This is a genomic window from Paraclostridium sp. (genome assembly GCF_051657365.1).
In the GTDB taxonomy this organism is placed as follows: domain Bacteria; phylum Bacillota; class Clostridia; order Peptostreptococcales; family Peptostreptococcaceae; genus Paraclostridium.
The window spans coordinates 1-1,566 of the sequence record NZ_JBOFKN010000195.1; the positions used below are offsets into that span (position 1 = coordinate 1).

2 protein-coding genes are annotated in these 1,566 nt (G+C 25.8%); both read right to left on the minus strand.

Annotation, left to right across the window (positions count from 1 at the left end):
* Positions 1 to 275 (minus strand): hypothetical protein (locus ACRCYC_RS15315; RefSeq protein ID WP_438619983.1); only part of this gene is annotated, 275 nt, incomplete at its 3' end.
* 68 nt (positions 276 to 343) lie between these two features.
* Positions 344 to 1,566: HD domain-containing phosphohydrolase (locus ACRCYC_RS15320; RefSeq protein ID WP_438619984.1), on the minus strand; the 1,223-nt coding region annotated here is incomplete at its 5' end.

Genomic DNA, 1,566 nt, shown 5'->3' on the forward strand with positions numbered 1-1,566 from the left:
TTTTCTTCTGACTTTATATTTAAAAGTAAATTGCCTATAGATTCTATACTTATACTACTATTTTCATCAAATAAATATTTACTTATATAGTCTTTAAGCTTTTTAATATTATCAGATATTCTTATATAATCATTTATAATAGCTATATCATTTTTATATTTTTCAATTAAAATACTAGGTATCTCTTTATAATTTTCATAATCTTTAAAACATATTTTCAAATTATTATCTTTTATTAAGTTTTCTATTGATTGAACATGGTTGTCTTCGGTCATTTAAAATTCTCCTTACTATTTTATATCCTATCTAATATTATACATAAAAATTTGATTTCGTACATATTTTATACATTTTCCAAATCTTCTAAAAACACTTTTACTATATATGGATCAAACTGAGTTCCTGAAGAATTAACCAACTCTTTTATCGCTTTTTCTTTACTTATTTTACTTTTATAAGTTCTATCATTCGTCATAGCATCATATGAATCTACTATACATATAATTCTAGCTAAAAACGGTATTTCATCTCCTTTTAAACCCAACGGATACCCTTTTCCATCATATCTCTCATGATGCGTTAATATTGATTTAGCCACATGATCAATATCCGGATTAGATATAGCTATTCTATATCCTTTTTCAGTATGCGTTTTCATTATTTCAAACTCACTTGCATTAAGCTTTCCAGGTTTTAGTAATATTTCATCTGGTATCCCAATTTTGCCTATATCATGTAATTTTGCTAATAGTATTAACTCATTTAATTTATGATTAGGAAGATTTAATTTTTCTCCTAGTCGCTTAGCATACTTTACAACTCTATTAGTATGTTCTTCCGTTTGTGGATGTTTTTGTGCTAAAGTTTCTTGAAGAGATGTTATTATAAAACTTTTTATACTTCTTCCGTGTAACAATTTTTCTCTATAAACTTTATCCTCAGCTTCTGTTAAAATTTCATCTATTTCTTTATCATTATATACTTTGGTTGAACTTCCAAGTGCTATACTCAAAGGAATTACACTAGATTCATTTTCTTTGCAATTTTTTCTTATTCTATTGCATATATCCTCCGCCTCTTTGTCTGTAGTATTTGGTAATATTATACAAATTTCATCGCCACCCCATCTAAAGACAAAATCCTCTTTTCTACACGATCGCCTTATTACATTAGATATATTTACTAATAGCTCATCTCCTTTTAAATGTCCTATAGTATCATTAACCACTTTAAGCCCATTTACATCTCCCATAATAAGACTTAAAGGGAAATATTTTTCTGAATTCAATATTTTTAATTTTTCATCAAAGTATGCTCTATTGTAAAGTCCTGTAAGTTTATCCGTATAACTCATTTTTTTTAACTTATTCTCTAATTCTACAGTTTTTGTTATATTCCTTGCTACACCTACTATTCCAGATATATCTCCTCTTTTATCAATTAACGGTACTTTTACACTTTCCATATATTTCATATCATTATTTTGATATTTTATTTTTATTTTACTACATTTTTTTTCTTTATTTAGCATTACTTCTTTATCTATTGCTATTATTTTATTTACCA